This is a genomic window from Bradyrhizobium sp. SPXBL-02, assembly GCF_051853065.1.
Taxonomy (GTDB): domain Bacteria; phylum Pseudomonadota; class Alphaproteobacteria; order Rhizobiales; family Xanthobacteraceae; genus Bradyrhizobium.
In genome coordinates this window covers 3,090,129-3,115,705 of the sequence record NZ_CP182474.1, presented here as the reverse complement: position 1 = coordinate 3,115,705, position 25,577 = coordinate 3,090,129, and the positions used below count along the sequence as shown (strand labels likewise).

Sequence of the window (25,577 nt, the reverse complement as noted above, 5' to 3'; positions counted from 1 at the left end):
TCCCCTCCCCGGAACATGGCGCTCGGAGTGTACTGACCAGCTCAATCGGCACAAGGGCCGCCGTGTTGCGCAAGCGTCTCGGCATGGAGCTTGGCGCTCGGCTCGGAGAAGCAGCAGAACACGACGCGAGCGACGGTCGGCGCCAAAGCCAGCCCTTCGATCGTCGTGCGCACGGCGATATCGGCCGCCCGTTCGGCAGGAAAGCGATAAATGCCGGTCGAAATCGCGGGAAATGCCACCGAGATCAGCTCGTGCTTCGCGCAAAGCGCCATGGACCGCCGATAGCAGGCTTCGAGCAGATCGTCCTCGCCAAGCGTGCCGCCATTCCACACCGGACCGACGGTGTGGATCACATGCGCGGCCTTGAGCCGATAGCCCCTGGTGATCTTCGCGTCGCCCGTCTTGCAACCGTTGAGCATGCGGCATTCGGCGACGAGCTCGGGCCCGGCTGCCCGGTGGATCGCGCCGTCCACGCCGCCCCCACCAAGGAGCGACGTGTTCGCGGCGTTGACGATGGCGTCAACACTCAATGTGGTGATATCGGCGACGATGACTTCGAGCTCCGCGCCGCCAATCCGGCGCGTCAGCACGGTCATGTGTCAGGCCGCGACGACGACGCCCTTCTCGGAGAAGAGCTGCTGCAATTCACCGGCCTGGAACATCTCGCGGACGATGTCGCAGCCGCCGATGAACTCGCCCTTCACGTAGAGCTGCGGAATGGTCGGCCAGTTCGAATATTCCTTGATGCCGTTGCGGAGCTCGGCGGATTCGAGAACGTTGAGGCCCTTATAGCCGACACCGATATGGTCGAGGATCTGGACGACCTGGCCGGAGAAACCGCACTGCGGAAATTGCGGCGTCCCCTTCATGAACAGAACCACGTCGTTGGATTTCACTTCATTGTCGATGAATTCCGCGATGCTCATATCCGTGTCCTTCTGGGGCAGAGCCCTCACCAATTGCTTCGGGCCGGCTCCGCCGATTTAACCCGATACCTGCCTATATATGTAGCCCAAACCGTTGTGCATCCAAAGTAAAATGGCGGCGACGGGTACTTGGGCGGCCGGGTTGAGCCCGCCGGGTCCATAGGCTGATGACATTAATATCATCGCCGCAGAGGACTTTCATACCGTAACGGAGCCCCTATCTAGGACGAACCTCGGTTTTGGAACCGGGCAACGCCAACAACGTTCTCTTGTCCTGTCTGGAGAAAAACGTGACGAAACAAGCCTCAGCCACGGTTGCGCCCCAGCTTTCGTCACCGTCCTCCCACCAGGACGACCTCGCCCAGCGCCTGGAAGCGGCGTTCCTCGGCGTTCGCAATGAGACCCAACGGCGGGCAGCGCCGCTGTCGCCCGAGGACCAGCAGATCCAGTCCATGCCCGATGCCAGCCCGACCAAATGGCACCGGGCCCATACCACCTGGTTCTGGGAGCAATTCCTGCTCGGCGAGCATGCTGCCGGCTACCGGCCCTTCCATCCCGATTTCGCGTTCCTGTTCAATTCCTATTACGTCAGCGCCGGGCCGCGGCATGCCCGCAATCATCGCGGCGACATCACGCGCCCCAGCGCCGACGAGGTCGGCGCCTATCGCAAATACGTCGATGCGGCCGTCAGCAAATTCTTCCGCGAGGCCGGAGCGGACAAGCTGCGCACAATCGCGCCGCTGGTGGAGGTCGGGCTCAACCACGAGCAGCAGCATCAGGAATTGATGTTCACCGACATCCTGCATGCCTTTGCGCAAAACCCGATCTACCCGGCCTATGATCCGGACTGGCGCTTCCCGGCCACCACGCGCGGCGGCGATGACTGGCTGACGCTGAACGAAGGCATCCACACCGTCGGCCATGTCGACGACGGCTTTCATTTCGACAACGAGAAGCCGGCGCACCGCGCCCTGGTCGGTCCGGTCAGGATCGCCCGCAATCTGGTCACCAATGCCGAGTGGCTCGCCTTCATGCAGGATGGCGGCTACCGGACCGCAACCCTGTGGCTGATGGACGGCTTTGCCGCGGCCGGCAAGGAAGATTGGCAGGCCCCCGGCTACTGGCGCGAGGTCGACGGCGCATGGCAGGTGATGACGCTGGCCGGCCTCAAGCCGGTCGATCCGGACGCGCCGGTCTGCCACGTCAGCTATTACGAGGCGGATGCGTTCGCGCGCTGGTCCGGCAAGCACCTGCCGACCGAGATGGAATGGGAAGTCGCGGCCCGCGCCGGCCAGCTCAACGACGCCTTCGGCCTTGTCTGGCAATGGACCCGCAGCTCGTACGCGCCCTACCCCGGCTATCGCGCCGTCGAGGGCGCGCTCGGCGAGTACAACGGCAAGTTCATGGTCAACCAGTTGGTGCTGCGCGGCTCCTCGCTTGCAACTCCGGCGGACCACAGCCGTATCACCTATCGTAACTTCTTCTATCCGCACCACCGCTGGCAGTTCACCGGACTGCGGCTTGCCGATTACGACTGAAAAATTCCGACGACAGATGCGCGCCGGACAGCGCGTTCAGGAGAGTATCATGAATGTGCACGCCAGCGCTTTGGCCGAAGCCCATCTTCCCGACGAGCAGACCACCGCTTTCGCCCGTGAGGCCATCGAGGACCTCTCGCAGCAGCCGAAAAGGCTGTCGCCGAAATACTTCTATGACGCGACCGGATCGGAGCTGTTCGAGGCGATCACCAAGCTGCCGGAATATTATCCGACGCGCACCGAGTTATCGATCCTGAAGGAGCGCGGCAGCGAGATCGCAACAATCATCCCGGAGCACGCCGCGTTGGTCGAGTTCGGCGCCGGCGCGACCACGAAGGTGCGCCTGCTGCTCAATCATTGCAGATTCGCGGCCTATGTCCCCGTCGACATCTCCGGCGACTTCCTGAAGGCACAGGCGAGCGGCCTGAAGCGGGATTTCCCGGCGCTCGGCATCTATCCGGTCGCAGCCGACTTCACCACGCCGTTCGAGCTGCCGACGGCCGTCGCCTCCCTACCGAAGGTCGGCTTCTTCCCCGGCTCGACCATCGGCAATTTCGAGCCGCAGGAAGCGCAGGCCTTCCTGAGAAGCGCGCGCAAGATCCTCGGCAAAGGCGCGCAGATGATCATCGGCGCCGATCTCGAGAAGGACGAGCGGATCCTCTTCGACGCCTATAACGATGCGTCCGGCGTCACCGCGCGCTTTAATCTCAATGTGCTGGTGCGCATCAACCGCGAGCTCGGCGGCAATTTCGACCTGTCCGCCTTCACCCATCGCGCGATCTACAATCGCGAGCGGCACCGCATCGAGATGCACCTGATCAGCAAGAAGAGCCAGACCGTGCGCCTGCTCGGCACCAGCTTCTCGTTCCGCCCGGGCGAGAGCATCCACACCGAGAACAGCTACAAATACAGCATCGAGCGCTTTGCCGCGCTGGCCCAGGGCGCGGGCTGGCGCGTCCGCGAGAGCTGGACGGATGCGGCGAAGATGTTCTCTGTGCACGCGCTGGAGGTCGCGGGGTAAGAGCTCCGACGCCGCTGTTTGAGATCTTCTTCCCTCCGCAGCACATCCTTCGAGACGCCCGCCTTAAGGCGGGCCCTCAGGATGAGGACCGAGTGTGCGGCGACAGTTTCAACGTGCACCGATGCTGATGAGCCTCATCCTGAGGAGACCGCGGAGCGGTCGTCTCGAAGGACGAGGCGCTTGCGCAGGTCCGCGTTCAACGCTCCTCGGCCTCCTCCACCTTCGCCCCCAGCGACACCGACTCCCACACCGCCACCACGATCATGATCGCGCTCGTCGCGATCGAGAGCCATAGCGGCGACAGTTCCGACGCGAACCACCACAGCACCAGCAGCAGGATGATGCCGATGCCGTGCGAAAGCTGGAGGAAGCCGCGGACCGAGTGCTTGAACAGGATGGTGCCGACCAGGAACACCAGCGGGCCGCCGATCGTGCTCAAAACCGTCCGAATGTCGGAATGGCCGGTCGGATGCTTCAGCACCAGCTCGTCCGACACCGCCGTCAGGATGATGCCGGCAACGATCGGCAGGTGCAGATAGGTGTAGGCGAGCCGCGCCAGACGGCCGGATTCGGTGGACTTCGAGATCCACTCGGACCCGGCTTCGGCGCCCTTGTGGAAATAGACCCACCACATCGCGATGGCACCGACCAGTGCCGAGACGAAGGCCAGGATGTTGGCCGCGGTCCATTCCAGCTCGGCGAAGGTCGCGCCGTTGACGACGACCGCCTCGCCGAGCGCAATGATGACGAACAGAGAGCAGCGCTCGGCCATGTGGCCGCCCTCGACGGCCCAGGCCTCGACCGACGAGAAGCCGAGCCTGGGGACCCAGAAGCGGGCCGCGGGCGAGATGTATTCGATCGTCAGGGCGGCGATCCAGAACCACAGCCGCGCCTCGTCATGGGCGAGGCCGCCGAGGATCCAGAAGATCGCGGAGACGGAGAGCCAGACCAGGATGCGGATCGCGTTGTGCCGTACCAAGGTCCTGTGCGCCGGCGTTGCGAACAGCCAGAACGCGGTACGTCCGACCTGCATGGCCGCGTAGGCGATCGCAAACCAAAGCCCACGCCCCTCGAAGGCGGTCGGGATCGTGGTCGACAGCACGAGGCCGCCCAGCATCATCGCAAACAGCAGCAGCCGGACCGGCGTCAGCTCGGGATTGAGCCAGTTGGTGACCCAGGCGGTGAAGACCCAGACCCACCACACCGCGAGAAACAGCACCGCGACGTGCACCGCGCCGAGCGGCGTGAAATGGTGCAGCAGCGCGTGCGAGATCTGCGTGACGGCGAAGACGAAGACGAGGTCGAAGAACAGCTCGGCATTGGTGACGCGGCTGTGCTGGTTCGGCGTGATGACGCGAAACATCGCGCCGTGCGGATTGTCCGCAGCCATCATCGTCCCCCGTGGCGCTGGTCAGGTCAGGTGCAGCTTCGTCAGGTACCTGGTACGCCGGTTTGCAGCGCCAGCGCGTGCAGCACGCCGCCCATCTGGCCACGCAGGGACTGGTAGACGATCTGGTGCTGCTGGACGCGCGACTTGCCGCGGAAGGATTCCGAGATCACGGTCGCGGCATAGTGGTCGCCGTCGCCGGCGAGGTCACGGATGGTCACCTCGGCATCGGGGATCGCTGCCTTGATCATCGCCTCGATATCGTGGGCGTCCATGGGCATTCGGGTCTTGCTCCTTATTTGGCTGCACAGCAGCCTCATCATCGATTCGCTGCCGGGGTCCCCTTTGCCGGCAAGGCCAAACTTAGCGTGAACGGCCTTCTACGTCACGCTTTCCGGCACTATATCCCTGATCCCATCAGGACAAAGGCACGACAAAGTGCCGCGCGCGGCAGATTGATCGAAAAGGCGTGAAATCATGAAGCTTCCAGGCCCCGACCACCCGATCACCATCACCCCAAACCCGAGGCGCGTCCGCGTCACCGCGGGCGACATCGTGATCGCCGAGACCAGCAAGGCGCTGACCTTGAAGGAGGCCAGATATCCGGCGGTGCAATATGTGCCGCGGGAGGACACCAACATGGCCCTGTTGGAGCGTACCGACCGTGTGACCCATTGCCCCTACAAGGGGGACGCGAACTATTACAGCGTCAAGGCCGACGGCAAGACGCTGGACAACGCAATCTGGACCTACGAGACGCCCTTCCCCGCGATGACGGAGATTTCAGGCCATCTGGCGTTTTATCCGGACAAGGTGAAGATCGAGGAAGTGGGGTAGCTCTCGATGTTGTCATTCCGGGATGGTCCGAGGGACCAGACCTCAGGTGCGCAATTGCGCACCAGGGAATCTCGAGATTCCGGGTTCGGTCCTTCGGACCGCCCGGAATGACGAATGGAATCAGCTACGCCCTGAAGATCGTGAGTCCCAATATCAGCAGCACCAGGAAGATCACGACGAAGACGTAGAACAGGAAGCGGGCGACGTCGGCCGAGGCGGCCGAGATGCCGGTAAAGCCGAGCACGCCGGCCACGATCGAGACAAGTAGGAAGATCAGCGCCCATTTGAGGATCGTCATCGCCAGCTCCGAACTGCCGCTTCTCACGGCCTTCGCCGTTTTCGGCGGACGCTAACTTCGCTGCGCGGAACTGGTTCCTAAGGGAGTCCAGGCTCTTGCTGAATCGAGTTCCCGGCGGCACAGTCCAGCCGGAATCAGGATCGGGGCGGCCACGATGACGATGTCACATTCAGCGACGATCGGCGCAGAGGTGCATGCCGCGCCGCAGAGCAAGGTGCGCAATTTGGCGATCGATCGCGCCCGCACCTTCCTCACTCTGGTCGTGCTGCTGCATCACGCGGTGATCCCCTATACCTATTTCGGTCATACCGATCCGACATATTTCTTCGGTTTCGACATGATCGTGCTCGCCACCGACAGTTTCTTCATGGCGATGTTCTTCTTCCTGTCGGGGCTGTTCGCCTGGTCTGGCATCGCCCGGAAGGGAGTGCGGGGCTATTTGGCAGATCGCCTGCTTCGGCTTGGCTTACCTTTCGCGATCTGCGCCTTCACGATCATTCCGGTCGCCTATTACGCGATCTCCCTGCGGCAGCATCCTGAGATCGGCTTTTCGGAATTCTGGTGGAATATGGTCACGAAGGGCCCGTGGCCGAGCGGGCCGATCTGGTTCCTTTGGGTCTTGTTCGCCTTCGACCTGGTTGCCTGCCTGCTGCACCGGCTGTCGCCCAATCTGCTCGATCCGATCAATCGCCTCTCGCTACATGGTCGCCGCCGGCCCGCGGTGTTCTTCGCGGTCATGCTGGCCGTCACCGCGGCGTTCTACATTCCCGGGCTGGTTCGCTACGGGCATAGCAGTTGGTTCGAGTTCGGGCCGTTCTCGGTCCAGCACGGGCGCGTGATGCTCTATGCGACCTACTTCTTTTTCGGTGCCGGCATCGGCGTTGCGCAAATGGATCGCGGGCTGCTCGCTGTCGACGGCCGCATGGCGAAGGTCAGCTGGGACTGGATGGTGCTGGCGATCGTTCCGTACTGCCTCTTGTGGGGGCTGATCTTCATCAAGCGCGAAATACTGGGCAACCCGTCACCGTTGCCGGACTGGTATGAAGCGCTCTATGCCATCTGCTTCACTGTCTTCAGCGTGGCCATCATGTTTCTGATCCTGGCCTTTTTCCAGAGGTTCAAGCAATCAGGCTCAGCCAGGCTGCTCGATCCAATGCAGGGCGACGCGTTCGGCATGTTCCTGGTGCACTATCCGATCGCACTGTGGCTGCAATACTGGCTGTTCGACTATGACCTGCCGGCGATCGTCAAGGCCACGATCGGGTTTGTACTGACTGTCGCGGCGAGCTGGGCGCTGACGCGAGCGTTGCGGCAGATCCCGGGCGCGTCGAAGGTGTTGTGAGGCATAGCCTCTCCGCCCGTCATTGCGAGGAGCCCTTGCGACGAAGCAATCCAGACTGCCTCAGCAGTGAGATTCTGGATTGCTTCGCTGAGCTCGCAATGACGGAGTGTGTGGCGGCAGTTCAGGCCGCCTTGCCGCCCATGTACTCCGGCAGCCAGCGCTCGAACGATTTGCGCAAGCTGTCGATCGTCACCGGCGCCTCGCCGGCGATCGCGATGGCATCGCCACCGGTGGTGCCGATCCGCACGCAGGGCACCTCGCAGCCGCGCATCTTGGCGAGCACGCGGCCGGCTTCGGTTTCCGGCACGGTGACGAGATAGCGCGCCTGGTCCTCGCCGAACCAATAGGCCTGCGGCACCAGCGCGGCCGGCGCCGCCAGCAGCTTGGCGCCGATGCCGCCCGCCATCGCCATCTCGGCCAGCGCGATCAGGAGACCGCCGTCGGAGAGATCGTGCACCGCAGTCGCAGTGCCCGCATGGATCATGCCGCGCACGACGTCGCCGTTGCGCTTCTCGGCGGCGAGATCGACCGGCGGCGGTGCGCCCTCCTCGCGGCCGCAGATGTCGCGCAAATAGACGGACTGGCCGAGCCAGCCGTGGGTCTCGCCGATCAGGAGGATCGCCTCGCCCTCGGCCTTGAAGGCGAGCGAGGCAGACTTGGTGAAATCGTCGAGCAGGCCGACGCCGCCGATCGAGGGTGTCGGGAGGATCGCGCGGCCGTTGGTCTCGTTGTAGAGCGAGACGTTGCCGGACACGACCGGGAAGTCCAGCGTGCGGCAGGCTTCCGAGATGCCCTTCAGGCAGCCGACGAACTGGCCCATGATCTCGGGCCGCTCAGGATTGCCGAAGTTGAGATTGTCGGTGATCGCGAGCGGCTTGCCGCCGACCGCGGTGATGTTGCGCCAGGCTTCCGCGACCGCCTGCTTGCCGCCCTGATAAGGATCGGCCTCGCAATAGCGCGGCGTGACGTCGACGGTGAGCGCGAGGCCCTTCGGCCCGTCCTGCACGCGCACCACGGCGGCATCGCCGCCCGGACGCTGCATGGTGTTGCCGAGAATGACGTGGTCGTACTGCTCCCAAACCCAGCGCTTAGAGCACATATCGGGCGTGCCGATCAGCTTCTCCAGCGCGCTACCTAAGCCCATCGGCGCCGGCACGTCGCGGGCATGCACGACCGGCAACGCGGCCGAGGGGACATGCGGCCGGTCATAGACCGGTGCCTCGTCGCCGAGCTCCTTGATCGGCAAATCGGCCATGACGTCGCCGCCATGCTTGACCACGAAACGCTTGCTCGGCGTGGTGTAGCCGACGACGGCGAAGTCGAGACCCCACTTCTTGAAGATCGCCTCGGCTTCCTTCTCCTTCTCGGGCTTGAGCACCATGAGCATGCGCTCCTGGCTCTCCGAGAGCATCATCTCGTAGGCGCTCATGCCGGTCTCGCGGGTCGGCACCGCATCGAGGTCGAGGTCGACGCCGAGGTCGCCCTTGGCGCCCATCTCCACCGCCGAGCAGGTCAGGCCGGCCGCACCCATGTCCTGGATCGCGATGACGCAGCCCTTTTCCATGATCTCGAGGCAGGCTTCGAGCAGCAGCTTCTCGGCGAAGGGATCGCCGACCTGCACGGTCGGGCGCTTCTCCTCGGACTTGTCGTCGAACTCGGCCGAGGCCATCGAGGCGCCGTGAATGCCGTCGCGGCCGGTCTTGGAGCCCAAATAGACGATCGGCATGTTCACGCCGGAGGCCGCCGCATAGAAGATCTTGTCGGCATCGGCGAGACCCACCGCCATGGCATTGACGAGGATGTTGCCGTCGTAGCGGGTGTGGAAGCGCACCTGCCCGCCCACCGTCGGCACGCCGAAGGAATTGCCGTAGCCGCCGACGCCCGCCACCACGCCGGAGACGAGATGCCGCGTCTTCGGATGCTCGGGCGCGCCGAAGCTGAGCGCATTGAGGCAGGCGATCGGACGCGCGCCCATGGTGAAGACGTCGCGCAAAATGCCGCCGACGCCGGTGGTCGCGCCCTGGTACGGCTCGATATAGCTCGGGTGGTTGTGGCTCTCCATCTTGAAGACCACGGCCTGGCCATCGCCGATGTCGATCACGCCGGCATTCTCGCCGGGGCCCTGGATCACCCAGGGCGCCTTGGTCGGCAGGCCACGCAGATGGATGCGCGAGGATTTGTACGAGCAGTGCTCGTTCCACATCGCCGAGAAGATGCCGAGCTCGGTGAAGGTCGGCTCCCGCCCGATCAGCTTCAGGATGCGCTCGTACTCGTCGGGCTTGAGCCCGTGGGCGGCAACCAGCTCGGGGGTGATCTTGGGTTCATTCTTCATGGATTCGAGGCTTTCGGCGGCGGTTTGGCCGTTCTTAGGAACATCGGACGGCTTCGAAAAGCCCTTTATGGCGCATTTTCCCGCTGTCCCACGTTTTGCGCCGGGGAGCCCGCGGGAACGGGAATTGCACGGCGCGGTCGGATCGGATTTAAGGTCTAAAGACCCGCAATTGAAGGCCTATTTCCTTGCACGAATTGACCAAAGCGCCCCCGCCGCGCCGCCCCGAGCTCCATGTCGCCACCGAGGGCGAATTTGTGGGCTGGCGGACCTGGATTCGCGACAGTTTTGAGTCCCATGTCGGCCCCTTCTGGCACCGGATCGAGGCAGACGGCAGCGTCCGCAGCGCCTTCCGGGTCGAGAATAAGCATCTCAACGGCTCCGGGAACGTCCATGGCGGCTGTTACATGGCCTTCGCCGACTATTCGCTGTTTGCGATCGCCACCCATGTCCTGGACAGCCGGGCGGTGACGACCAATTTCGCCTGCGAATTCCTCGACGCGGCACGCGAGGGCGAGCTGATCGAATGCACCGGCGAGGTCACCCGCGCCGGCGGTTCGCTGATCTTCCTGCGCGGCAAGATGATGTCCGGCGAGCGGCTGCTGCTCACCTTTTCCGGCACGATCAAGCGGATGAAGCGGAAGGCACTCCCGCAGCCAGACGCATAGCTCGACGCTTCCCTTTTCGCGCACCCTCGCCCAGACTTCCGGCAAGCGCTTTTGGCGCCGGGGAGCAGAACAAGGTGCCGCAGAGCACATCCGAGGCGGGCCGCGCGAGGCCGGCCGCATCAGCGCCGTTGCCGTCCATGACCGCCAAAGGTGCGCACAGCTGGCGCGACTATGCGCTGCTGCTTGCGCTCGCCTGCTGCTGGAGCTCGACCTATCCGCTGGCCAAGCTGGCGCTCCCCACCATCCCGCCCATCACCTTCATCTCGGCGCGCTCACTGATCGCCGCCGCCTTCCTGTTCGCGATCCTGTGGATGCGCGGCACCAGGATCCCCACCGACGCGAAAGCCTGGAAGCTGTTCGCAACCCAGCAATTGATCAACTCGACCTTCCCGTTCCTGATCATCACGTGGTCGCAGCAATATGTGCCGGCATCGAACACGGTGGTGCTGGCCTCGACCACGCCGATCTTCGCCTTCCTGATCACCTCGCTGATCACGCGGCACGAGCCGGCGACGCTGCTCAAGCTAACTGGTGCGATTTTGGGACTCGCCGGCACCGTCGCCATCGTCGGGCTCGACGCGCTGCGCGGCTTCGGCAGCGAGATCGTGGCGGAGATCGCGATCCTGCTCGCCACCATTTCCTTTGCCTGCGCGACGATCTTCGGCCTCCGCCTGTCCGAATACGATCCGATGGTGGTGGCGGCAGGTTCGCTCTTGTTCGGCGGCCTCGTGCTGCTGCCGCCCGCGCTGATCATCGACCAGCCCTGGACGCTGCAGCCGACGCCCACCGCGATCGTGGCCACGATCGTCATGGGCATCGTCTCCAGTGCCCTCGGCCTGATGCTGTTCTACATCTGCCTCGGCCGGCTCGGCACGCTCACGACCAACGCGCAAGGCTATCTGCGCATCCCGATCGGCGTCGGCCTCTCGGTGCTGCTGCTCGGCGAGAGCGTGCCGTCGAACCTCGCGCTGGGGCTGGTGCTGGTGATGGCGGGCGTTGCGGCCATGACGGTGCCGGCGGAGCGGCTGAAGTGGCGCTAGCGAGCGGCTAGGTCGACAGCTGCTTCTCCGCGATCGACAGCCATTCCGCCTGCGCCTTGCGCAGATATTTCGGCGCGCGGCGCATCTGGATCAGCAGCTCGTTGAAGACCATGCGCGCTTCAGTGGTGCAGCCGACCGTTTGCAGCAGCATGCCGTAGCGCACCCGCGCTTCGGCGCCGGGGAAGTAGCCGACGAGCGCGTGGTATTCCTCCAGCGCCTCGTCGAGACGTCCGACCTCGGCGAGCGCGCGGGCATAGAGCAGATGCGCGTCGGCGGAATCGAAGTCGGGCCATTGCTTCTGCAGATCGTCCAGCGTGGCGAGCGCATCGGCCGGGCGGCTGGCGCCAAATTGCGCCTGAGCCTTGCGCAGCGCATAGGCGGGATCGTGGCCCAAGGGCAGCTTCAGGATATGATCATAATGCGCTTCCGCTTCGGCAAATCGGCCGATATTTGCGCACTCGTCCGCCAGCGCCGCGCGGTTGACGATGGTGTCGGTGCCGGCCAGCCGGTCGGACAGCTCGCGATAGCGCTTCTCGGGATCGAGGCGATTGGCGACACGCTGGCGCGCCTGCCGTGCACCGGGGCTGGAAAACCATTCGGGAATGAGCTCGACCGCGATATAGGCGATCGCGCCCATCATCGGCACCAGCAGGATGATGAAGGCCCAGGGCCGCAACCGTCCGGTTCGCGAGGCATGATAGATCAGCGTGATATCGAGCAGCAGAACGACCAAAGCGACGGGCATGTGACATCCGGAAAGCACTACGACAGCGCCGCTTCCTGATATCGCAATCGATGCAATGAAACAACTTTGAGTTGCTTCATCCGGCAAAAATCGGCGAACCTGATCGGCGCCATGATGGTGACGAGAGTCAGTCGCCTCAAAACCTATGCAGGTTCACGCGCCTCGCGCAGCAATCCACTCGCCAGCTCTCGAAACGCATCAACGGCCTTGCTCAACACACTCTTGGGATCGTCGGCGGCCGCGACCCACAAGGCGGCGCTGAGCGCAGCGCCGTTCAGCAACCGCCCCGCCGCTTCGACGTCGACCGGCTTCACGACCCCCTGCTCGATCAGCGCGCGGATCGTTCGCATGGTGATGTCGAGACAGGCGTTCTCGCCGGGCCATTTGGAGGGATCGCCGAGCACGGCAGGTCCATCCAGAAGCATGATGCGCTGGATCTCGGGGTCGAGCGCCATTTCGATATAGGCGCTTCCCTCCGCGAGCAGGCCCAGCCACAGGCTGGGCGCTTGCTCCCGGGCGATGCGGAGCCGCTCCGCCATCTCCCCATCGATCTGCTCGACGACGGCCCAGAGCAGCCCCTTCTTGTCTTCGAAGTTGTGATACAGCGCGCCCCGCGTCAGACCGACGGCGGCAGTGAGGTCGTCCATCGACGCGGCTGCATAGCCCTGCGTGGCGAATGCCTCGCGGGCGGCGCGGATAAGCTTGGCCCGATTTTCCGCCATGGCCGCGGCGCGCTTCCCCTTTGCCACTCGACCCCCTTGACATACGCCTCGTATGTGAGTGATACCTGACATACGAAACGTATCTGAAAATGCCGCGAAACGCCACCCATGGAGCGCCCACGTTCCATCCGCCCCATCCATCGATTGAAAGGCTCCTGCCATGCCCCAGCGAGAGGCAATCTTCCCCGAAAACCGCCACGCGCTCTATCAAGTGCATCGCTATTCCGCAGCGATCCGCTCCGGCGACCTGCTGTTCGTGTCGGGGCAGGTCGGCAGCCGCGAGGACGGCTCACCCGAGCCGGTGTTCGAGGACCAGGTCCGGCGCGCGTTCGCCAATTTGCGTGCCGTGCTCGCAGCCGGTGGATGCACGTTGGATGATGTCGTCGACGTCACCACATTCCACACCGATCCGGCGAGCCAGATTGAGACGGTGATGGCCGTTCGCACCGAGGAGATCGGCGATCCGCCCTATCCGAACTGGACGGCCGTCGGCGTGAATTGGCTTGCTGGCTTCGACTTCGAGATCAAGGTCATCGCCCGCATTCCTGTGCTCCAGTAAGCCTTCTGGGCGGCCATACGCCGGCCGCCGCCAGGCTCCTTGCGCAGGCTACTTGTTGGCGTCGTCTGCCAGCATCTTGCGGTACTTCTCGACGTCACGCGTCACGAGCTTTTGCAGCACTTCCGGCGTATGCTCGTCGGCATCGGGCGCAACGGTCGAGAGGTCGGCAAAGCGCTTCTTCACCGCCTCGGTCTCGACGGCCGTGCGCGCGGCTGCGTTCAGCTTGGCGATGACGGCCGGCGGCGTGCCCTTGGGCGCGAACAGGCCGTTCCAGCCCTGCGCCTCGAACTCGGGCAGGCCTGCTTCCGCCGAGGTCGGCAGATCCGGCAGCGTCGCGAGCCGAACGGTCGAGCCGACCACGAGGCCCTTCACCAGCTTGTCGTTGATTGCTTGGGACACCGAGGCGGCCGCGTCGCAGACGCCGTCGATCTGGCCGCCGATCGCGTCAGTCAGTGCCGGCGCGGCGCCGCGATAGCCGACCAGCGTCGCATCGATCCCGGCTGATGTGACGAAGCTCTTGCAGATCAGATAGTTGGAGGAGCCGACGCCGGCATGGCCGAGATTGATCTTGCCCGGATTGGCCTTGGCATAGGCGATGAACTCCTTGAGGTCCTTCGCCGGAAAGTCCTTGCGCAGCGCAATGATGCCGAACGTCTTCGCCACCATCGCGATCGGCACGAAGGACTCAGGGGTGAACGGCAGTTTTGGATAGATCGTATAGGTCGCCGCATTGGTGCCGGCATTGCCGATCGCGATGGTGTAGCCGTCAGGCTCGGCGCGGGAGGCACGCGCCAGCGCGGTCGAGCCGCCGGCGCCGGCAACATTCTCGATCACGATGGTCTGGCCGAGCGCAATCCCCATCTGCTCGGCAACCGCCCGCGCGATCACGTCCGAGGTTCCCCCTGCCGCGAACGGCACGATCATGGTGATCGGACGCTTGGGATAATCCTGTGCGGATGCGCAAGTCGCTACTGAAAATGTCGCGAGCGCGAGCGCCACGACGGCGGCGAGAGCACGCTTCATCACGAACGCAATCACGCCGCTTTTTCCAGATGCTGGGCAAGACCGGCGAACAGGCCGCGGCCATCGGTGCAGCCCATGATGTCTTCGACGTGGTTTTCCGGATGCGGCATCATGCCGAGCACGTTGCCCCTGTCGTTGACAATGCCGGCGATGGAATGTGCCGCGCCGTTGATGTTGGCGGCCTCGTCGACCACGCCATCGGCTGAGCAGTAGCGATAGAGCACCCGCCCATCGCCTTCGAGCCGCTTGATGGTCTCTTCGTCCGCCTCGTAATTGCCCTCACCATGGGCGACGGGCACGCGGATCACCTGACCGGCATTGTAGCCGCGGGTGAACGGCGTGTCGGAGCGCTCGACGCGCAGATGCACGTCGCGGCAGATGAATTTCAGCCGCGCATTGCGCATCAAGACGCCCGGCAGGAGGCCGGACTCGCAGAGGATCTGAAAACCGTTGCAGACGCCGAGCACGAGGCCGCCCTTGGCCGCATAGTCGCGCACCGCGTCCATCACCGGCGCACGTGCCGCAATCGCGCCGCAGCGCAGATAATCGCCGTAGGAGAAGCCGCCGGGCACGACCACGAGATCGGTGCCCGCAGGCAGCGAGGTCTCGGCGTGCCAGACCATTGCAGGCTCGCTGCCGGAGATCAGCCTCAGGGCGCGCGCCATGTCGCGCTCGCGGTTGATTCCGGGAAAGACGAGAATGGCGGCTTTCATGGCAGAGGTTCCGACGCGGCTGGGAATGAGGCTGGCCGACCGGCCAATTCGTGAACAGACATAACCATTTGACGGAGATTTTACCAGTGCTAGCGTGGCGGAGCGCCGTTGTACACAGGCCATAGCCACTCGCTTTGGTCACTCGATTTGCCCGGGATTGAAGCCATGAACGTCCCGTCGCTGCCCGCATTCCCCTCCGAACCGGTGTCCACCGAGGGCGTCGTCGCCGCCGGCGCTTATGTCGACGGCCGCCGCGTCGCCAATATCGCCATCAGCGAGGCCTCGAGTTGGCGAGCCAAGCCCGGCCACGTCGTGTGGATCGGGCTGCACGAGCCCGACATGGCGCTGCTCGGCGCGGTGCAGAAGCAGTTCGACCTGCACGACCTCGCCATCGAGGACGCCAACCACGCCCATCAGCGGCCGAAGATCGAGCAATATGGCGAGGCCCTGTTCATCGTCGCGCGCACCGCGCAATTGGTCGAGGGACGCATTGCCTTCGGCGAGACCCACATCTTCGTCGGCGAAGGCTATCTGGTCTCGGTGCGCCACGGCGCTTCGACATCCTACACGCCGGTGCGCGAACGCTGCGAGAGCTGCCCGCGGGCGCTCGCACGCGGCGAGGATTACATCCTCTACGCCATCCTCGATTTCATCGTCGACAATTACTCGCCCGTGCTGGAAAGCATTCACGAAGAGATCGAGAAGATCGAGGACGACGTGCTCGCGCACGCGATCACCAAGACGCAGATCGAGCGGCTCTACATGCTGCGGCGTGACCTGTTGCGGCTCCGTAACGCAATCGGGCCGCTGGTGGAGGTCTGCCGCCGTCTCGAGCACGATGAGCTGTCGATGGTGCGCGCGACGATGCAGCCTCTGTTCCGCGACGTCACCGACCATGTCCGCAACATCCAGGAGCGCATCGATTCCATGCGCGAGGTGCTGGCCTTCGCCTTCGAGGCGAGCCTGCTGGTCGGCCAGGCCCACGAGACCGCGGTGTCGAAGAAGCTCGCGTCCTGGCTCGCCATCATCGCCATCCCGACCGCGCTCGCCGGCATCTACGGCATGAACTTCAAGCACATGCCGGAGCTGGAATGGGAGTACGGCTATTTCATGCTGCTCGGCGTGATGCTGACCGCCTGCGGCTCGCTGTACTGGCGCTTTCGGCGGGTGGGATGGCTGTGATCGAGGGGCACGGCACTCAGCGCTTGGCTGGCGCCAGCACCAGCATCACCCCGATGGCAAATTGCGCATAATTGTCGGAGCTGGCCTTCTCGGTGGCCGCCGAACTGATCAGGCTGGCCGCACCTCGATCGCCAAACAGATAGCCGCTGACCTGATATTCCTTCGTGCCATCAGGCTTCACCATCAGTCGCCGCGCTTTGAACAGGCGCGGCACCTTGGTGCCACTGTCGCCGTCAACTCCGAGAATCGAGATCTTCTGTCCCGGCGTCCGCTGCTCCAGCATCTTGACGATTTGCATCTGCTCTTCGCGAAATTGCTCCAGCGTCATCGTGTTGCCCGGAGGATAGGACCCTGGCGCGTAGAGCCGATAGCTCACCCTCGACTGCGCACCGCAGGCGGGCTGCTCGCACAGGAACATGTGGACGTCGTTGGGGCGCAGCTCGTAGCGCCAGCCCTTCACTGAGACCGGCGGGCGCGGCGCGGTGGATTGCGGCGCCCGCGATTGGGCAAAGGCGCTCCCTCCCGCGAGCAGCAGCGCTGCCAGCAGCACCAGCGACCGGACTCTAAACCGCATGCCGGCCCTCATCTCATCGTGTTGCCTGCGAAAACCATGTCGCGGACGACATAGACCGGCTTATCGTTCGGACCGGTCGCCTTGTACTCCCAATGCACGGCCGGAAATTCCTTCATCTTCGCGACGCGCGAAGACACCAGCGTCAGGTCTCTCAGGCGCCCGACCGCCTCGGTCGATGCCTGCTCGGTCTGAGCCATCTGACGCTGCGCATCTGCCTCGGCGAATTTCTGCAGGGCCACGGGATCGGGGCTACGGGTCGGACTGGCTGCGGTGCGGATGGAGACGATCGAGTACTCGGGACACGCAAGCGGCCTGCAGCGGAAGATCGAGCGTCTTTCGCCGAATACCCTCGTACCGGTCCATTTTTCCGGATCCGGCGATTTGAAAGTCACCCTGGTTCCTGGATGCTCCGGGCCCACGGCCGCCGTCATACAGCCGGCGAGCGACAACGCGGCTGCGGCCATAGCCGCATGCCGGAAAACGTCTGAAAAAGTCCCCATCACCCCGCCCCGAACGCACCCTGCCCGGAGTGCAAACAACCTGTAGTTTTCGAGAAAGGCGACGTCAACAGCTGCGATGCAGCATGCCGGAGCTGGAATGGGAGTACGGCTACTTCATGCTGCTCGGCGTGATGCCGACCGCCTGCGGCTCGCTGTACTGGCGCTTTCGGCGGGTGGGATGGCTGTGAGCACTGAACCGATGCTATCGGACAGGCGCCTCGTTCAGTTCTAGCCTGCGCTCGATCCGGTCAAGCCTGCCCTCATGCCGCACCAGCGTGGCATGAACCCCCGCAATCTCCTGAAAGACACTTGTGACATTCTGGCGAGCGGCATTTTGGGACGTTCGCAACGCCAGAATTTCCTGCTTCGTCTCATCGATCTTGCCATCGACCTGCGCCAGTCGCGCCTGGATCGACTTCAACACCTCGAACATGAGCTCAGTCACGTCGGGCATTTGGCTTAATCCCTATGCTTTCATCTCGATCGCATAATTCTCGATCACGGTGTTCGCCAAGAGCTTGTCGGCGGCTTCCTTCAGTGCTGCCTCCGCCTTGGCCTTGTCGGCGCCGGCGAGCTCGATGTCGAACACCTTGCCCTGGCGGACGCTGGCGACGCCGTCGACGCCGAGCGACTTCAGCGCGCCTTCGATGGCCTTGCCTTGCGGATCGAGGATGCCCGTCTTCAGGGTAACGGTGACACGTGCCTTCACGTCAAAAGTCCTCTTCAGCTCTTCACCAGCACCGGGCCGGTGCCCTGGGGACGCTCGTTCTCCATGAGGATGCCGAGACGCTTTGCAACTTCCGTATAGGCTTCCAGCAGACCACCGAGGTCGCGGCGGAAACGATCCTTGTCGAGCTTCTCGTTCGACTTGATGTCCCACAGACGGCAGCTGTCCGGCGAGATCTCGTCGGCGACGATGATCCGCATCATCTCGTTCTCGAACAGGCGGCCGCACTCCATCTTGAAGTCGACGAGGCGGATGCCGATGCCGAGGAAGAGGCCGGTGAGGAAGTCGTTGACGCGGATGGCGAGCGCCATGATGTCGTCGATCTCCTGCGGCGTCGCCCAGCCGAAGGCAGTGATGTGCTCTTCCGACACCATGGGGTCGTTGAGCTGGTCGTTCTTGTAATAGAATTCGATGATCGAGCGGGGCAGCTGCGTGCCCTCCTCGATGCCGAGGCGCTGCGACAGCGAGCCGGCGGCGACGTTCCGCACCACCACTTCCAGGGGCACGATCTCGACCTCGCGAATCAACTGCTCGCGCATGTTGAGGCGGCGGATGAAATGGGTCGGCACCCCGATGTCGTTGAGGTGCTGAAACAGGTACTCCGAGATCCGGTTGTTGAGGACACCCTTGCCCTCGATCACCTGATGCTTTTTCGCATTGAACGCGGTGGCGTCGTCCTTGAAGTGCTGGATCAGGGTACCGGGCTCCGGACCTTCGTAAAGAACCTTTGCCTTGCCTTCATAAATGCGACGCCGACGGCTCATGGGGATGTACCGTGTTTTGTTGAAATCCATGAATTTGGTGTGCTCCGGTTGACTTGGATTACGACCCACAGCGGAGCTGCCGTGAACGGCCAGGAACCCATCCACGACCCTTTGGAAACAGAACGGGAACCAAGCCTCAGGCAACCTATCCGATTGGCTGTCCGAGCACAATCGATCCGGCCGTCCGGCGCCAACTTATACCGTCTTGCCTGCGGCTTAACGGCCCGTTGTTTTGCCGATTCGTGCTATCTATGTAGGCATGCAGCCGGGTCGCCGCAACGGAAGGCTCCGCTCCATTCAGCGAGGATTTGGAACAAGGTATGAGCGAGTTCGATAAGCGCCAGGAAGGCTTCGAGAAGAAGTACGCCCTCGACGAGGAGCAGAAGTTCAAGGCGGAGGCCCGCCGCAACCGGCTGCTCGGCCTGTGGGCGGCCGAGAAGCTCGGCATCACCGGCGATGCCGCCACCGCCTATGCCAAGGAGGTGGTCGCGGCCGATTTCGAGGAGGCCGGCGATGCCGACGTCCTGCGCAAGCTGACGGCCGATTTCGCCGCCAAGAACGTCGCCGTCACCGAGCAGGCGATTCGCGCCAAGATGAGCGAGCTGCTCGCGGTTGCCGCCGCCGAGGTGAAGGCGGGGAAATGACGCTAAGCGTCATTCCGGGGCGCTCCAAAGGCGCGAACTCAGGCGCGCAATTGCGCACCTGAGAATCTCGAGATTCCGGATCGCCGCTGCCGCGGCGTCCGGAATCACGGAAAAACCAAATCACTCCTCCTTGAAGCCGTATTCCGGCACGTTGCCGCTGGCGCCGTAATATTTGTAGGGCAGGAACTTGCCGCTCATGGTGATCTTGACGCGGTCGCCCTTCGGATTGGCGACGCGCTCGATGCCCATGTCGAAGTCGATCGCCGACATGATGCCGTCGCCGAATTCCTCCTCGATCAGCGCCTTCCAGGCCGGGCCGTTCACCATCACCATCTCGTAGAAGCGGTAGATCAGCGGGTCGGTCGGCGGCATCGGCGTGCCGGTGCCGCGCATCGGCACCTCGTTGAGCATGGCAACTTCCGCCTTCGACAGGCCGAACAGCTCGCCGGCATTGGCCGCCTGCGGCTTTGTCAGTTTCATCTGGCCCATGATCGCACCGACGATCAGAACCTCGGAAAAGCCGCCGATCTTTTCGCAGATGTGCTTCCAGCTCCAGCCCTTCTCGCGCTTGATGTCGAGCAGCTTCTCGGTGAGGTCTTCGCGCTTCATTGTCGGGGTCTCCTTGCTAGGCGCTCAATCCGGGATTTGTCCCCGGCATCCAGGTCTGTCGCGGCTCTTCGCCGGTCGATGCGATCGAAAGGCCGGGTTTGCCGATCTGCACCGTCGGCACGTTGCGCGGATCGTGATCGGGCCTTTCAGTGGTGAAGGTCTTGCTGCGCGTCACCAGGAAATCGATGATGTGGTTGCGCAGCGCGTAGTAGAGTGGATGGCGGTGCAGATCGGTGCGGCCGCGATCCCTCGGCAGCGGGTTCTCGACCACCTCCGCCAGCACCGCGCCGGGACCGTTGGTCATCAGGAAGATCTTGTCGGCGAGATAGATCGCCTCGTCGACGTCATGGGTGATCATGAACGCGGTCTGCCCGGTCTCCAGGCAAATGCGCCGCACCTCGTCCTGCAGCGTGCCGCGCGTCAGCGCGTCCAGCGCCGAGAACGGCTCGTCCATCAGCATCATCTTCGGCGTGATCGACAGCGCCCGCGCGATGCCGACGCGCTGCTTCATACCGCCCGACAGCTCCGAGGGACGCTTGTGCTCGGCGCCGGACAGGCCGACGAGGTCAATGAATTTCTGCGCATGCGCCTTGACCTTGGCGCGGTCCCAGCTGCGCCATTTCGAGCTGACGGCATAGGCGACGTTGCCGATCACGGTGCGCCAGGGCAGCAGCGCATGGCTCTGGAAGATCACGGCGCGGTCGAGGCTGGTGCCCGAGATCGCCTGGCCGTCGACGATGACCGCGCCCTCGCTCGGCGCATCGAGCCCGGCGAGGATGTTGAGCACCGTGGTCTTGCCGCAGCCGGAATGGCCGATCACGCAACAGAACTCGCCGCGCGCCATCGAGAGCCAGAGGTTCTCGAAGATGGTGGTCGTCGCGCCGCCCGCGCCCGGATAGCGCTTGGCGATGCCTTCGATCGAGATGAACTTGTCGGTCATCGCCTCTACTCCGGAAACGTGACCATGCGCGTGAAGCGCGCGAGGATCTGGTCGAGCAGCATGCCGACGACCCCGATCAGGAGGATCGCGATGATGACGTTGGTGATCGACAGATTATTCCACTCGTTCCAGACGAAATAGCCGATGCCGGTGCCGCCGACGAGCATCTCGGCGGCGACGATCACGAGCCAGGCGATGCCGATCGAGATCCGCATGCCGGTCAGGATCGTCGGCGCGGCTGCCGGCAGGATCACGGTGAAGGCGCGCCTGACCGTACCGACCTCCAGCGTCCGCGCCACGTTGATCCATTCCTTGCGCACGGTCGCGACGCCGAACACCGTGTTGAGCAGCATCGGCCAGATCGAGCAGATGAAAATGACGAAAATCGCCGAGACCGAGGAATCCTTGATGGTGTAGAGCGCGAGCGGCATCCAGGCCAAGGGCGAGATCGGCTTTAGCACCTGGATGAACGGATCGAGCGCCTTGCTCAGCAGCGGCGACATCCCGATCAGGAAGCCGAGCGGGATCGCCACCAGCACGGCCAGCAGATAGCCGGTGCCGACGCGCGCGATGGAGTAACCGAGCTGGATGCCGAGCCCCTTGTCGTTCGGCCCGTTGTCGTAGAACGGCCGCTTCAGGTGCTCCCAGAGTTTTGCGCCGACATCGAGCGGCCCGGGCATCGCGGATTTGCCCTGCGTCGCCGTGAGCCCCATCAGCTTGGCGTATTCCGGGCTCATCGCCGTCACCGGCGCGGTGGAGCGCGTGGCGAGATGCCAGATGCCGAGAAAGGCGGCGAGCAGCACGATGGAGACGAGGCCCGCGCGAAGGCGAAGGGAGGTGGTCATCATGCATATCCCCGGTATCGTGTCCCGGGCGCGGCGCAGCGCGAAGCGATGCGACGCAGAACCGGGACCCATGCGGCAGGACTGGGTCCCGGCCCTGCGAAGCAGCACTGCGTGCTGCATCGCGTCCGGGACACAAGAGTGCAGCTCATCACGACGCCTTCCTGATCTTGAAGCTCGCCACATAATCCTCCGGCTTCGCCGGATCGAAATTCTTCCCCATCACCGCGAACGACTTGTAGGCACTCGCCGGCGGCGTCAGCCCCATCTCGGTCATCAGCTTCTTGGTATCGGTCGCCAGATACACCTGCTCGGCCACCGCCTTGTAATCGACGTCGCCCTTGATCTGGCCCCAGCGCTTCATTTGCGTCAGCATCCACACCGCAAAGGACTGCCAGGGGAACGGATCGAAATCGACGCGTTTTGCGTCCGTCTTCACGCCGCCGAGGCCGTCGGCATAGGTCCCGGTCAAAACCTGCTCCAGCACGGTGACCGGCGCGTTGATGTAGTTCGCAGGCGCGATCGCCTCGGCGATCTGCTTGCGGTTCTCCGCCTTCGAGGCGTAGGCGGTGGCATCGACGATCGCCCGCGTCAGCGCCGCGAAGCTGTTCGGCGCCGTCGTGATGAATTCGCGGCTTGCAGCAAAGCTGCAGCAGGGATGGCCGTCCCAGATCTCCTTGGAGAGCAGATGCATGAAGCCGACGCCGTCATAGATCGCGCGCTGGCAGATGTTGTCGGGCGCAAGGAAGCCGTCGATGTTGTCGGCACGCAAATTCGCGACCATCTCCGGCGGCGGCACCGAGCGCAGCTGCACGTCGGTATCGGGATCGAGACCGTGCTCGGCCAGATAGTAGCGCAAGAGGTAATTGTGCATGGAATAGTCGAAGGGGATGGCGAATTTCAGCCCCTTCCAGTCCTTCGGATCGCGCTTGTCCTTGTGCTTGGTGGCGAGCACGATGCCCTGCCCGTTGATGTTCTCGATTGCAGGCACGGCGAATGGAATGGCGTTGGCACCAAGACCGAGCGAGATCGCGATCGGCATCGGCGCCAGCATGTGCGCGGCGTCGTATTCCTTGTTGATGGTCTTGTCGCGGATCACGGCCCAGCCGGCGGTCTTCACCACCTCGACGTTGAGGCCGTGCTTGGCATAGAAGCCCATTGGCGCTGCCATAATGATCGGCGTGGCGCAGGTGATCGGGATGAAGCCGACCTTGAGGTCTTTCTTCTCGGGCGCGCCGGCTTGCGCGAACACCTCGGTCGCCGTCTTGAGCGGGAAGAACTGCGACAGTGCCGCGAGCGCGGTCGATGCACCGACCGACTTCAGGAAAGCGCGCCGCGCCACGTCCTGCGGAAACATCGCGCGCATCACAGCGGAAGCGACCACGCCCTCGTAACGCTTCTCTTCGCTTGCGACCGGCTCGCAGTGCAGCGCCGTCGCCTGCTCGTGCTCAGCCGCGGAACGATGCTGGCCGCAAACACAGCCGGCTCGAAGGTTGCGATCGGGATCAAACGGATTGTCGAACGTGGACATCGGCCCTCCTGCGCGTCATTGCGAGGAGCAATTACGCAAGGAGCATGCCATGCCCCTTCGGCCGGCCAGTGCCTTGATGACGCAGCACTTTCACCCGCACTTGGCCGCTACGAAAACTCGTGATAAACGAGATTTCGTAGTTCAATTACGAGATTTCGCAATGGCAACGACGCCAATGCCCGTCCACGACGATGTGGCCCCTGTCATCGACCCGCGCATCGCCGCCTTCGAATCTTCGGTCGAAGCGACCCTGCTGGTCGATCCCTACGGCGACCAGATCGTCGATGCCAATCCCGCCGCCTGCGCCCTGCTCGGCTACGACCGCGCCCTGCTGCGGCAGACCAGGGCCAGCACGCTCACCGGCGAGCTTGCCGCCCTCACCGTCTTCACCCAGGCCGTGCTGCACAAGGGCGCCTACTGGACCACGGCACTCAATCCCCGCCACGCGACCGGGCAAGATCTCCGGCTCGAATATGCCGGCTGCCTGCTGCCGCATGACGGCCGCACGCTGCTGCTGCTGACGCTGACCGACCTCGAAGCGCGCCGCCGGCGCAATGTCGATGCTGCCGCCGAAGACCATATGCGTGGCGGCATCTCGACCTGGCAGCGGGTCGAGCGCGTATTCCAGGACATCGAGCGCGAGAACCAGTTGATCCTGCGCGCCGCCGGCGAAGGCATCTATGGCGTCAACGCCGAAGGCAAGACCACCTTCGTCAATCCCGCGGCCGAGCGGATGCTGGGTTGGACCGCCGAGGAGCTGGTCGGCAAGGAGATCCACCCGATCGTCCACCACACCCACCACGACGGCCGGCACTATCACAATCATGATTGCCCGATCTATGCGGCGTTCCGCGACGGCGCCGTGCACCAGGTCGACGGCGAGGTGTTTTGGCGCAAGGACGGCTCGCCCGCCTGGGTCGAGTACACCTCGACGCCGATCCGCGACCGCGGCGTCGTGGTCGGCGCCGTCGTGGTGTTTCGCGACGTCAGCCAGCGCCGCGAGGCCGACGAGAAGCTGCACGCCGCCCTTGCCGAGGTCGACCGGCTGCGCGAGCGGCTCGAGCTGGAGAACGCCTATCTCCAGGAGGAAATCCGCATCGAGACCAATCCGCGCGGCATCATCGGCGGCAGCGAGGCGATCCAGAAGACACTGCGCCAGGTCAAGCTGGTGGCGCCGACCACCGCGGCGGTGATGATCACCGGCGAATCCGGCACCGGCAAGGAGCTGATCGCGCGCGCCATCCACGAGGATTCCACCCGCAGCGACCGGCCGCTGATCCGGGTCAACTGCGCCGCGATCCCGCGCGAATTGTTCGAGAGCGAATTCTTCGGCCATGTCCGCGGTGCCTTCACCGGTGCAACGCGCGACCGCATCGGCCGCTTCGAGCTTGCCGACGGCGGCACACTGTTCCTCGACGAGGTCGGCGAGATCCCGCTCGAGCTGCAAGGCAAGCTGCTGCGCGTGCTGCAGGAAGGCCATTTCGAGCGTGTCGGCGAGGCGCGCACCCGCGCGGTCGACGTTCGCGTCATCGCCGCGACCAATCGCGATCTCAAGCAGGAGGTCCAGCGCGGCCGCTTTCGCGAAGACCTCTATTTCCGCCTCAACGTGTTCCCGATCGAGACTGTCCCTTTGCGCGAACGCCGTGAGGACATTCCCCTGCTCGCGCAACATTTCCTGACGCGCGAGAGCAAGGCGCTGAAATCCAACCTGCGTCTGTCGGAGGGCGATGCACGGCGGCTGACCCGTTACGACTGGCCCGGCAATGTCCGCGAACTGCAGAACGTGATCGAGCGCGCTGCGATCCTGTCGCAGAACGGCCGCCTGCGCATCGATCTACCGGACACTTCAGGCGCACAAGCCCCGGCCGGCGCCGCCCGTCAGAAGGCCGACGCGCGCCCCGCCGTGATGACGTCGTCGGAAATGCGCGACCACGAACGCGCCAACATCCTGGCCGCGCTCGAGGCCTGCGCCGGAAAAGTGTTCGGCCCCGGCGGCGCGGCCGAGATGCTCGACATCAAGCCGACCACGCTGGCCTCGCGGATCAAGGCGCTGGGAATTACGCCTCGTCCGTGGGCGGGTCTCAACGGTTAGAGGACAACGCGACGAAGCACGGTC

The 25,577-nt window shown here is 64.0% G+C and carries 29 protein-coding genes and 1 pseudogene; 11 read left to right on the top strand and 19 right to left on the bottom strand.

Annotated features, from left to right (window positions below):
• Positions 1-41 precede the first annotated feature (41 nt).
• Both ACNJYD_RS14200 and grxD read right to left on the bottom strand, forming a co-directional pair.
• On the bottom strand, positions 42-596 hold the full coding sequence (locus tag ACNJYD_RS14200; protein WP_439366703.1) for an O-acetyl-ADP-ribose deacetylase: 555 nt from the start codon (positions 594-596) through the stop codon (positions 42-44).
• 3 nt (positions 597-599) lie between these two features.
• Complete coding sequence (gene grxD / locus ACNJYD_RS14195; RefSeq protein WP_018647423.1) at positions 600-926, bottom strand: Grx4 family monothiol glutaredoxin; 327 nt, start codon at positions 924-926, stop codon at positions 600-602.
• A 239-nt stretch (positions 927-1,165) separates the two neighbouring features.
• On the opposite strand from grxD, the gene egtB reads away from it, so the two are divergent.
• Positions 1,166-2,464, top strand: coding sequence for an ergothioneine biosynthesis protein EgtB (gene egtB, locus ACNJYD_RS14190; protein WP_439366702.1), 1,299 nt, complete (start codon positions 1,166-1,168; stop codon positions 2,462-2,464).
• 49 nt (positions 2,465-2,513) lie between these two features.
• On the top strand, positions 2,514-3,485 hold the full coding sequence (gene egtD / locus ACNJYD_RS14185) for an L-histidine N(alpha)-methyltransferase (RefSeq protein ID WP_439366701.1): 972 nt from the start codon (positions 2,514-2,516) through the stop codon (positions 3,483-3,485).
• A gap of 196 nt (positions 3,486-3,681) precedes the next feature.
• Here egtD and ACNJYD_RS14180 read toward each other — a convergent pair whose 3' ends face one another.
• Both ACNJYD_RS14180 and ACNJYD_RS14175 read right to left on the bottom strand, forming a co-directional pair.
• A complete protein-coding gene (locus ACNJYD_RS14180; RefSeq protein ID WP_439366700.1) occupies positions 3,682-4,875 on the bottom strand; it encodes a low temperature requirement protein A in 1,194 nt (397 codons plus the stop codon).
• Between the two features lie 41 nt (positions 4,876-4,916).
• A complete protein-coding gene (locus ACNJYD_RS14175) occupies positions 4,917-5,153 on the bottom strand; it encodes a BolA family protein (RefSeq protein WP_011088461.1) in 237 nt (78 codons plus the stop codon).
• 196 nt (positions 5,154-5,349) lie between these two features.
• Here ACNJYD_RS14175 and ACNJYD_RS14170 point away from each other — a divergent pair, with 196 nt between their 5' ends.
• Positions 5,350-5,709: a DUF427 domain-containing protein gene (locus ACNJYD_RS14170; RefSeq protein WP_260371385.1), complete on the top strand. Its 360-nt coding sequence runs from the start codon at positions 5,350-5,352 to the stop codon at positions 5,707-5,709.
• A 124-nt stretch (positions 5,710-5,833) separates the two neighbouring features.
• On the opposite strand, the gene ACNJYD_RS14165 is transcribed toward ACNJYD_RS14170, so the two are convergent.
• Complete coding sequence (locus ACNJYD_RS14165; protein ID WP_172782960.1) at positions 5,834-6,007, bottom strand: DUF1328 domain-containing protein; 174 nt, start codon at positions 6,005-6,007, stop codon at positions 5,834-5,836.
• A 154-nt stretch (positions 6,008-6,161) separates the two neighbouring features.
• On the opposite strand from ACNJYD_RS14165, the gene ACNJYD_RS14160 reads away from it, so the two are divergent.
• The gene (locus tag ACNJYD_RS14160) at positions 6,162-7,349 is read left to right on the top strand and encodes an acyltransferase family protein (RefSeq protein WP_172782959.1); all 1,188 of its coding nucleotides are present in this window, start codon (positions 6,162-6,164) and stop codon (positions 7,347-7,349) included.
• Between the two features lie 121 nt (positions 7,350-7,470).
• Here ACNJYD_RS14160 and purL read toward each other — a convergent pair whose 3' ends face one another.
• Positions 7,471-9,681: a phosphoribosylformylglycinamidine synthase subunit PurL gene (gene purL, locus ACNJYD_RS14155; protein ID WP_439366699.1), complete on the bottom strand. Its 2,211-nt coding sequence runs from the start codon at positions 9,679-9,681 to the stop codon at positions 7,471-7,473.
• Between the two features lie 185 nt (positions 9,682-9,866).
• On the opposite strand from purL, the gene ACNJYD_RS14150 reads away from it, so the two are divergent.
• Positions 9,867-10,346: a PaaI family thioesterase gene (locus ACNJYD_RS14150; RefSeq protein ID WP_439366698.1), complete on the top strand. Its 480-nt coding sequence runs from the start codon at positions 9,867-9,869 to the stop codon at positions 10,344-10,346.
• A gap of 74 nt (positions 10,347-10,420) precedes the next feature.
• Complete coding sequence (locus ACNJYD_RS14145; protein ID WP_439366697.1) at positions 10,421-11,386, top strand: DMT family transporter; 966 nt, start codon at positions 10,421-10,423, stop codon at positions 11,384-11,386.
• A gap of 7 nt (positions 11,387-11,393) precedes the next feature.
• Here ACNJYD_RS14145 and ACNJYD_RS14140 read toward each other — a convergent pair whose 3' ends face one another.
• Positions 11,394-12,131: a tetratricopeptide repeat protein gene (locus ACNJYD_RS14140; protein ID WP_439366696.1), complete on the bottom strand. Its 738-nt coding sequence runs from the start codon at positions 12,129-12,131 to the stop codon at positions 11,394-11,396.
• 143 nt (positions 12,132-12,274) lie between these two features.
• Complete coding sequence (locus ACNJYD_RS14135) at positions 12,275-12,853, bottom strand: TetR/AcrR family transcriptional regulator (protein ID WP_439366695.1); 579 nt, start codon at positions 12,851-12,853, stop codon at positions 12,275-12,277.
• 160 nt (positions 12,854-13,013) lie between these two features.
• Between ACNJYD_RS14135 and ACNJYD_RS14130 the strand changes: the two genes are divergently transcribed.
• Positions 13,014-13,412, top strand: a complete 399-nt coding sequence (locus tag ACNJYD_RS14130; RefSeq protein ID WP_212258017.1) for a RidA family protein — start codon at positions 13,014-13,016, stop codon at positions 13,410-13,412.
• 48 nt (positions 13,413-13,460) lie between these two features.
• On the opposite strand, the gene ACNJYD_RS14125 is transcribed toward ACNJYD_RS14130, so the two are convergent.
• A complete protein-coding gene (locus ACNJYD_RS14125; protein WP_439366694.1) occupies positions 13,461-14,450 on the bottom strand; it encodes a tripartite tricarboxylate transporter substrate binding protein BugD in 990 nt (329 codons plus the stop codon).
• Positions 14,447-15,148, bottom strand: a complete 702-nt coding sequence (gene purQ, locus ACNJYD_RS14120) for a phosphoribosylformylglycinamidine synthase subunit PurQ (RefSeq protein ID WP_439366693.1) — start codon at positions 15,146-15,148, stop codon at positions 14,447-14,449. Before purQ ends, ACNJYD_RS14125 begins: the two co-directional genes overlap by 4 nt.
• Positions 15,149-15,313: 165 nt before the next feature.
• On the opposite strand from purQ, the gene ACNJYD_RS14115 reads away from it, so the two are divergent.
• The gene (locus ACNJYD_RS14115) at positions 15,314-16,330 is read left to right on the top strand and encodes a magnesium and cobalt transport protein CorA (RefSeq protein WP_212258014.1); all 1,017 of its coding nucleotides are present in this window, start codon (positions 15,314-15,316) and stop codon (positions 16,328-16,330) included.
• Between the two features lie 16 nt (positions 16,331-16,346).
• On the opposite strand, the gene ACNJYD_RS14110 is transcribed toward ACNJYD_RS14115, so the two are convergent.
• Together ACNJYD_RS14110 and ACNJYD_RS14105 are read right to left on the bottom strand one after the other, a co-directional pair.
• Positions 16,347-16,904, bottom strand: coding sequence for a hypothetical protein (locus ACNJYD_RS14110; RefSeq protein WP_439366692.1), 558 nt, complete (start codon positions 16,902-16,904; stop codon positions 16,347-16,349).
• A gap of 8 nt (positions 16,905-16,912) precedes the next feature.
• The gene (locus ACNJYD_RS14105; protein ID WP_439366691.1) at positions 16,913-17,368 is read right to left on the bottom strand and encodes a hypothetical protein; all 456 of its coding nucleotides are present in this window, start codon (positions 17,366-17,368) and stop codon (positions 16,913-16,915) included.
• Positions 17,369-17,487: 119 nt separating this feature from the next.
• Between ACNJYD_RS14105 and ACNJYD_RS14100 the strand changes: the two are divergent.
• Positions 17,488-17,592 (top strand): annotated as a pseudogene (locus tag ACNJYD_RS14100) (magnesium transporter); the annotation flags it as partial.
• Between the two features lie 14 nt (positions 17,593-17,606).
• Here the strand turns inward: ACNJYD_RS14100 and ACNJYD_RS14095 are convergent.
• The 3 genes from ACNJYD_RS14095 to purC are packed head-to-tail and all read right to left on the bottom strand — an operon-like array spanning position 17,607 to position 18,895.
• Entirely contained in the window at positions 17,607-17,858 is a 252-nt protein-coding gene (locus tag ACNJYD_RS14095) for a hypothetical protein (protein ID WP_439366690.1), read from the bottom strand.
• Between the two features lie 12 nt (positions 17,859-17,870).
• Positions 17,871-18,113 (bottom strand): phosphoribosylformylglycinamidine synthase subunit PurS, encoded by a 243-nt coding sequence (gene purS, locus ACNJYD_RS14090; protein ID WP_036012950.1) that lies wholly within the window; start codon positions 18,111-18,113, stop codon positions 17,871-17,873.
• Between the two features lie 14 nt (positions 18,114-18,127).
• On the bottom strand, positions 18,128-18,895 hold the full coding sequence (gene purC / locus ACNJYD_RS14085) for a phosphoribosylaminoimidazolesuccinocarboxamide synthase (protein WP_172782948.1): 768 nt from the start codon (positions 18,893-18,895) through the stop codon (positions 18,128-18,130).
• 320 nt (positions 18,896-19,215) lie between these two features.
• Here purC and ACNJYD_RS14080 point away from each other — a divergent pair, with 320 nt between their 5' ends.
• Positions 19,216-19,539, top strand: coding sequence for a DUF1476 domain-containing protein (locus ACNJYD_RS14080; RefSeq protein ID WP_172782947.1), 324 nt, complete (start codon positions 19,216-19,218; stop codon positions 19,537-19,539).
• A gap of 120 nt (positions 19,540-19,659) precedes the next feature.
• Here ACNJYD_RS14080 and cynS read toward each other — a convergent pair whose 3' ends face one another.
• The 4 genes from cynS to ACNJYD_RS14060 form a co-directional block, all read right to left on the bottom strand.
• Complete coding sequence (gene cynS / locus ACNJYD_RS14075) at positions 19,660-20,148, bottom strand: cyanase (RefSeq protein ID WP_439366689.1); 489 nt, start codon at positions 20,146-20,148, stop codon at positions 19,660-19,662.
• A 16-nt stretch (positions 20,149-20,164) separates the two neighbouring features.
• Positions 20,165-21,088, bottom strand: a complete 924-nt coding sequence (locus ACNJYD_RS14070) for an ABC transporter ATP-binding protein (RefSeq protein WP_439366688.1) — start codon at positions 21,086-21,088, stop codon at positions 20,165-20,167.
• A 5-nt stretch (positions 21,089-21,093) separates the two neighbouring features.
• Positions 21,094-21,933, bottom strand: coding sequence for a nitrate ABC transporter permease (gene ntrB, locus ACNJYD_RS14065; protein WP_439366687.1), 840 nt, complete (start codon positions 21,931-21,933; stop codon positions 21,094-21,096).
• 148 nt (positions 21,934-22,081) lie between these two features.
• Complete coding sequence (locus ACNJYD_RS14060; protein WP_439366686.1) at positions 22,082-23,461, bottom strand: CmpA/NrtA family ABC transporter substrate-binding protein; 1,380 nt, start codon at positions 23,459-23,461, stop codon at positions 22,082-22,084.
• A gap of 160 nt (positions 23,462-23,621) precedes the next feature.
• Between ACNJYD_RS14060 and ACNJYD_RS14055 the strand changes: the two genes are divergently transcribed.
• A complete protein-coding gene (locus ACNJYD_RS14055; protein WP_439366685.1) occupies positions 23,622-25,553 on the top strand; it encodes a sigma 54-interacting transcriptional regulator in 1,932 nt (643 codons plus the stop codon).
• Positions 25,554-25,577 lie beyond the last annotated feature (24 nt).